The organism is Mesotoga sp. H07.pep.5.3, assembly GCF_002752615.1.
Lineage (GTDB): Bacteria > Thermotogota > Thermotogae > Petrotogales > Kosmotogaceae > Mesotoga > Mesotoga prima.
The window spans coordinates 218,133-225,214 of the sequence record NZ_AYTV01000002.1 but is presented as its reverse complement, the minus strand read 5'-3'; the positions used below and the strand labels follow the sequence as shown (position 1 = coordinate 225,214).

Annotated in this window: 4 protein-coding genes and 1 pseudogene; 4 read left to right on the top strand and 1 reads right to left on the bottom strand. The window is 44.5% G+C overall.

Annotated features, from left to right (window positions below):
* The first annotated feature begins 1,461 nt into the window (after positions 1-1,461).
* Positions 1,462-3,126, top strand: coding sequence for a dipeptidase (locus V513_RS02015; protein ID WP_006487104.1), 1,665 nt, complete (start codon positions 1,462-1,464; stop codon positions 3,124-3,126).
* Between the two features lie 283 nt (positions 3,127-3,409).
* Here V513_RS02015 and V513_RS02010 read toward each other — a convergent pair whose 3' ends face one another.
* The gene (locus V513_RS02010; RefSeq protein ID WP_257211890.1) at positions 3,410-4,528 is read right to left on the bottom strand and encodes a YibE/F family protein; all 1,119 of its coding nucleotides are present in this window, start codon (positions 4,526-4,528) and stop codon (positions 3,410-3,412) included.
* 695 nt (positions 4,529-5,223) lie between these two features.
* Here V513_RS02010 and V513_RS02005 point away from each other — a divergent pair.
* The 3 genes and pseudogenes from V513_RS02005 to V513_RS01995 all read left to right on the top strand — a co-directional run.
* Positions 5,224-5,478 (top strand): hypothetical protein, encoded by a 255-nt coding sequence (locus V513_RS02005; RefSeq protein WP_099771470.1) that lies wholly within the window; start codon positions 5,224-5,226, stop codon positions 5,476-5,478.
* Between the two features lie 410 nt (positions 5,479-5,888).
* Positions 5,889-6,158, top strand: coding sequence for a hypothetical protein (locus tag V513_RS02000; RefSeq protein WP_099771469.1), 270 nt, complete (start codon positions 5,889-5,891; stop codon positions 6,156-6,158).
* A gap of 184 nt (positions 6,159-6,342) precedes the next feature.
* A pseudogene (locus V513_RS01995) lies at positions 6,343-6,810 on the top strand (transposase); the annotation flags it as partial.
* Positions 6,811-7,082 lie beyond the last annotated feature (272 nt).

The window sequence follows — 7,082 nt, the reverse complement described above, 5'->3', positions numbered from 1 at the left end:
TGATCCTTTCAGTCTGCCTTTTTTATAACTGTTGACATAGTAGAAGCCCATCGTCCAGGAGCATGGTCCCGTCCTTTGAAAGAGCCGCTGTGCGCTTAAGAACAAAAACCCGCTGGCCGGTGAACGCTCCGCGTCCACGTTCATTTCAAGAGTTCCACCATGCTCAGAAAGCCGGTCCTTCGATTGGATCGAAGAGATCCCGAAACAAGTTCGGGATGACAATGTTGTGACTGCGAATATGTCACATCATGAACTTGTTTCAGCATCCCGGCGGGCTTTCTGAAAACGTCTAATCGCGTCATGCTCGTTTCAGCATTACGGTTTTGAGAGCCGCTGGGCACTTGCTGAGAGTTGCTAAGCGCTGTGAAGAGCCGTCCTTGGTTTTTCATGAAGAGCAGTTGCAAACTGCGGTGTGCCAAAAGTAAAAACACTACATTCAGTTCTTTGCTGTGTCATCCTTCCACTTATATATTCATTCGTTGTAATTGTCTCCAAAGATCCCGAAACAAGTTCAGACGGAATCCCTGACGAAGACCAAGAACCTGGACGCGTAGCGTCGGAACGAAGAACTGCTCTTTTTTGGGATGGCTCTTCACATCGATCAGCGTCTCTAAGGATCGAGATTCTAAAACAAGTTCAGAATGACGGGCTGTTGTGTTTTTGCTTTCGGGTCTTTAACCTCCAACTAGGAACTGAGAACTTACGACTGATCTTTCAGTATGTCGGATTGCGTCGTTTGATCTCCATCTTCGTGCCTCTGTTCTCATGCCTCTTTCTTCCCTAACGATTTTGATCCAATCGGAAAGCAAATCATTGATTTTGGACGGCGGAGGACGTCTTTTCGAAGCGTTAAACGAGCAGCGAAATTCGTTTCTTATTCTGCGTCGGCAGACCAGGTTCGAATCGACTCCCTACGAAGTTATAATTGTCACCTGGAGAATTCGTTCCAGCTTCGCCTTCACGGATGCACTTCAGTGCATTTTATTCCGCTATCTCATATTCGAACAAATCGAGTCTGCTTCTCCTCATTTTCCACACTTTAGATCGGAGCAAATATATCCTATTTAAAACTTCTGTTTCAAATTCCAAAAAAGTTAGCTTGTCACAGTATTTCCTGTTATAATGTGGTTGAGAGATCTCATTGCAGGCAATCCTAGACAAAATGCTTCTGAGACAATAGAGCGATTTATCCTTGCATTGCTGTGGAGTACCTGTATACTATCTCATCAAAGCATCGAATTTTGTAAAACGGACTTGTCTCACAATGATTCTTACTTGCGCCTTTCAAACGACGCAATTCTCTAGGAAAGAGATGATACACCTCAATTCTTATGAAACAGCTAATGGGCTGTGTTTTCTTGACGTAGTCACATGGCGAGGTTTTTTCATGTGCTTTAAGAGGTCAAAGGCCTCTAAACTGGGGATGTTCCCCATAAATACATTTTGTAGGAGGGGTTTCATTTGCGCAAAACGTTGTTAGTCCTGATTGTGGTTGCCGCAATCGTAAGTCTTGGTTGGGCATGCACAACTGTAGTTGTGACCAAGGGTGCATCTGTTGATGGCTCAGTAATGACGAGTCATTCATGCGACTGTGGAGAGTGCGATTTCAGGTATGTTTACATTCCAGCGGCCGATTTCGAGGCAGGTTCAAAGAGACCGGTTTACCCGTTCCACGAACCGTATCCTCGATATATTGGTAAGGATATGGGTCCAACATACGATGATCCTAACTTCTCACCTTACGAACCACTTGGCTACATTGATCAAGTCGAGCACACTTTCGCCTATTACGAAGCTGCTTACGGAGTTATCAACGAACATCAGGTTGCCATCGGCGAATGTACCTGCTCAGCAAAGGTCTACGCTCAGCCCGTAGCAAACGAGTGTATCTTTGATATTTCGGCTCTTTCAAAGGTAGCTCTTGAGAGATGTACAACCGCCAGAGATGCAGTCAAGCTCATGGGAGATCTCGCCGTTGAATACGGTTATTACGGATGGGGAGAAACTCTTACAGTGACAGATCCTAACGAAGCATGGGTCTTCGAAGTCTGTGCATCACCGGACAAGAAGAGTGCACTATGGGCAGCCAAAAAGGTTCCCGATGGTGAAGTCTTCGTCGAGGCCAACATCTTCAGAATTAGAGAGCTAGATCCGGAAAATCCAGATATGATGTTCTCTCCAAATCTGATCGAAGTTGCAACGGAAGCAGGCTGGTATGATCCTAGCACGGGTCCTATCGACTGGATGGCAACAGTTAGCACAGGTGAATATTCTCAGCCATATTACAGTTTGAGAAGAATCTGGAGAGTTCTTGACAGAGTGGCTCCTTCAAAAGAGTTTTCTCCATGGGTAGAAGACGGCTTTACAACTGATTACCCGTTCTCCGTTGTCCCCGATGAAAAACTCTCTGTTGCCGACGTGATTTCTCTGTTCAGGGATTTCTACGAGGGTACGGAATTTGATCTTACCGAAGGACTCGCAGCAGGACCTTTTGGCAATCCAAATCGCTACGCAGGCTCCAGTAAGCTAATAAAGGGCAGCTGGGAAAGGGCGATTTCAATATTCAGATGTGATTATGTCTTTGTTTCACAGGTAAGAAGCTGGCTTCCCGATCCAATCGGTGGAGTAATATGGTTCGGCGCAGCTGCACCGCACGAATCGATACTAGTTCCTCTATACTGTGGTATCAACGACGTCCCCTACGCATTTGATCACGGAAATCTCCATGAATTCGATCGTAATGTAGCCGGTTGGGCAATGAACTTCATGGGCAACTGGGCAGAACTAAAATTCAGCTACATTTATCCTGAGATACAGGCCCTTCAACAGAAGATTGAAGACAAGCTCTTCGCGGTTCAGCCTGCAATAGAGGCTGCTGCACTCAAGCTTTACGAAGTTGATCCCGAACTCTGTAAGGAGTTCCTCACAGATTACGTTGCCGGTATCACTAATGATGTTATGGACCAGGTATGGGATTTCAACGAATATCTAATTACGAAGTACAGAGATGGGTACATAAACATTCCGAATGTTGGTTCTTCGGCAGGATATCCTGACTGGTGGCTTGATGCAGTTGGATACGACGAAGGTCACATCTTCGGAGATGACGGTTACAAAGCAAAATAGCGTCTCATAGCACTCCTTTCGTATTAAAGGTTGTTCAAAAGAGGCCGTCCCTAGTGGGCGGCCTTTGATTTTCGAAAATTATTACTGATTGCAAATCGCACTTTTTTTCGTTGAATTAGAAGATTGTTGTGACCTGTATTTACATATGATCAATCGATAAAAACGATTATCAGGAGCCTCTCTAGAGATAATGAAAATGGTTGACAGTATAGGTTGAAAGTTTACCATTATAAGCCTGAGAACACAGTAGTGTTTGTGCGCAAGAAAACGATGCGTACGAAAATCATTGCTTTCCGGTCGTTGAACCGTTTCTACCTCCGTACTTATTAAGAAGAAAGGCCGAAAGAAGAACAGTGGCAGGTATTGAGAGTATTATTCCTATGCTTCCGGAAACGGCTCTAATAATCTCCGTTGCAATTACATCCATGTTGATTATCCTTATGACTGTCGTCTCATACGCAAGAAAGACGAGCATGAGGAAAATTGAACTTCCCGTATAGGCGAGAATAAGGGTGTTAGTCATGGTTCCCATTATGTCCCTGCCAATATTGAAGCCGGATTTCACGAGTTTGCCAGTTGTCATTTCTGGGTTGATGGATTTCATCTCGTACATTGCCGAAGAGATAGACATGGCAACATCCATAACGGCACCGAGCGTTCCAATAATTATCCCTGCGAAGAGCAGGCCCATAAAATCGAATTCAATATTCTGGGGTATGTAGACAAGCATTGTTGCTTCATCGCTGCTTAGGCCGGTAAGGTTCGCCAGCGAACCGGTTACATATGCTATTAAGCTTGCAGAAAGCACACCACATAACGTACCGAAGATCGCTGATAGGGACTTTGTGTTCACTCCGGCAACGATTGCAAAGGTAAGAATAGTGATCACTGCCGCTGACAGCGAAGAAGCACCAATGGGGTTGAACCCCTTAAGAATCAAAGGCAGCATCACTTTGATTACTATCAAGCCCGTGAGAGTAAGAGTAATGAAGGACTTGAGTCCAGAGAGCCTCCCGATAAGAAGAAGCAGACAAATGAAAACCAGAACGATCACGAAGACGTATCTTTGCCTAACAAAGTCGATAATATGAAAGGTCACCTCACCCCTCTCATCCATATACAGCACCACAGTATCGCCCTTTTCAACTCGGATATCCATCGCCGGATTATCTGTGAAGTGATTCTCGATCACAACTTCTTCTCCGGCATAGGTCCCAGTCAGTACCTTAACTCTGAGAGTCTGTAGTCCCTTTGCCGAGTAGCCACCAGTTTCATCGAAACTGATTATTTCGATCACTCTTCCTTTTATTGTGCTTTGATCGTTTACCGAAGCATCGATGAACGTGAATAGCACATACCCAAACACAACCGCTCCAATGACGTAAAGAAAAACGTTTTTCATGCTCAACTTGAATCCTCCTGAATTCCCATGGTGACGTTAGAAATTATATCATCATCTCGAAGCCAAGGAAGTAGTATTGCCCTTTCAATTAGCTTCAGATGCGTCTCATAGCCATCGAATTGTTTGAGGCCATAGATCACCTACCGTGAGAAACGAAATCCATCAGCACCATTTTAAAAAAGACGCTTACTGGATCTTCCAAAAGAGTGATCTTAATGAGAGATCTTGATGCATAACGAAATCACTCTCTTGGGAGCCTCTCTTCTCGCTAACTTAAACGGTATTTCTAGGGCGAAGCAATAACTTCATTAGTTTCTGACAGTCAGTTCTCAATGCAGCATTTGCAGTATCTGGTGAGTTGAGTTTCTTTTCATTTCTGACATTCTCTTTGATTTCCCGGTTAAGAAGGCCCTGAAGATTTTCGCAAATGAGAAGGTAACAGGTGTCGAGATCTGCGCCGACATCTCTGGAAAGGAAAGAGAGATTTGCAGGCTACAGGAGAAACGCTGGACGACCTCGGTCTTAAGCGGACCGTTAATTCTCCAAGCAGGGATGTAAATATTACCTCTTCAAATCCCCGAATACGAAGGGAATCCATGCAACAGAGCATATAAGCTCTGGAAATTGCAGCGCAACTTGAAGCTACTGTTGTAACTATTCATCCCGGACGCATGTCCACCTAGAAGGATAGGTTCGTGCGTTGTTTCGAAGCGAATCTTGAGAGTTTTCACAGGATCGCCAGAAAGGGTAGAGATCTAGATTTGAAATTTGCAGCTGAAGTAATGGAAAAGAAGCCAGTGGAGATCATTGCTGAGCATGAACACCTTGACTCGCTTCTCGAGTACATTGACCTCGACTGTATCGAAACTGCTTTCGACATAGCACATTTGACAACCTGTTTGAAGAATCTTGTGGATGGAGAAGCCTTAAATAGGATGATCATTAATTAAATGCGAAGGACTTAGGAAGATATACATTGTCCAGCTAAGCAATGCTACATTGGCAAAGGTACATACTCCATTGCTAAGGGGTTAATACGATTTCTTCTCGGTTCTTAAAATCTTGCGAAAATCTACGAAGGCATTGTCACAATCGAAGAGTTTGCTCCCAGAGAAGGAATGCAGATTCTTCGTGAGGATGAGGTAGTCACTTCTAAGTGGAAGGAGATGCTAAGTGATGTCGAACAAAAAACTACCGACTCCTAAAGAATCGAATCATCGACAGTAGGAAGCTGATGAGACTAGTGATTACTGGATTTAACCCCCTGGTCGCCTGCTGAAGTGGAAGCGAAATAGTCAGAATCTCCGAACACAGCATCGTTCTCTTCTGCTGCCGCAGAGGCGAGGGGGAAATCCAGCTTATGAAAAGCTTTGTAGACGAAGAATTCAGTATTTTTCCAGTTACGCATTTCGGATGTCTTAGATTCGTGCCTCCAGTCAAGTATCACGAGAGATTTTCTAGAATCAATCCCATTATTGAGTCAGTGAGACCCTCCATTACACCGGGCAAGGTTCTTAGCCCTGAAGACTTCAAGCAGCTCCTGACAACTGATACAAGAAAGGAGTTTCGTGTTCCTTCTTCTTCAATGGAAGAAGGTCCAGACTTTTCTAACGCCAGGTTGCAGAGATAACACCCGCTGGCAAGATTTTGCCGGTCGTCCCGAGATGAAAAACGCTCAAGTAGACAGTTCCGTTGCAAGAGCAATGGACAGGCGCAATTTCATTCTTGTGAATTTTCCCGCGGGAGATGTCAGTCGTCGCTTCCCGATATGCAGCGGAAGGTTAGGGCTGCACAGAAATCGACAAAGCTCCTTTTCTGAGGTTCAGAAGTGCATAGTTCACCAGATAAGGAACACCATGAGATATGTTACCTTGAGGGATCGTAAACCTCTTGCACTTGATCTAAAGACAGTTTATCAGGCGCCTACAAGAGAGGCGGGATGGAATGCATTACTTGCACTCGAAGAGAAATGGGGGAACAAATACCTCTTGTCAATAAAAAGCTGGAAGGATAACTGGGAAACTCTATCAACCTTCTTTCAATATCCAGAGGAACTGAGAAGACTGGTTTATACAACTAATCCCATTGAATCAGTTAATAGACAACTCAGAAAGGTAACGAAGAACAAAGGAGTTTTTCCAACAGACAATTCTCTCTTAAAGATGGCTTATCTAGCAATAATAAACATAACAAAGAAATGGACAGTAAGAACTCTTGATTGGTCCAGGATCCTTACTCAACTTGTGATAAAGTATGAAAGATTAGCTAAGTATATAAGCTGATTCTTAAACCCATAACAAAAAAGGGGTTTACACAAAAAAAGAGACAGAACCTCGATATGACAAAATACCATCATCCCCTGTCGAAATATTCGATACTTGATCCATGAGCCGTGTACTCGGCCCGTACGCACCTTTCTGTGAGAGAACGAGGGGCTCCGCCCCTCTCCCACTTGTGGTACTTCTTTCCCATCTGTGGTCATACGCTGTTCTCGGCGAACGGGGAACCTCTCAACGGTCAACGAGTCTCTCTTGCTCTTACGAACCCCCGACCT

What these genes read in the sequence shown, in the direction of transcription:
- V513_RS02000 (WP_099771469.1), top strand. Translation starts at nt 5,889, where the DNA reads ATGAAAAGCTTTGTAGACGAAGAATTCAGTATTTTTCCAGTTACGCAT.
- V513_RS02010 (WP_257211890.1), bottom strand. Translation starts at nt 4,528, where the DNA reads ATGAAAAACGTTTTTCTTTACGTCATTGGAGCGGTTGTGTTTGGGTAT.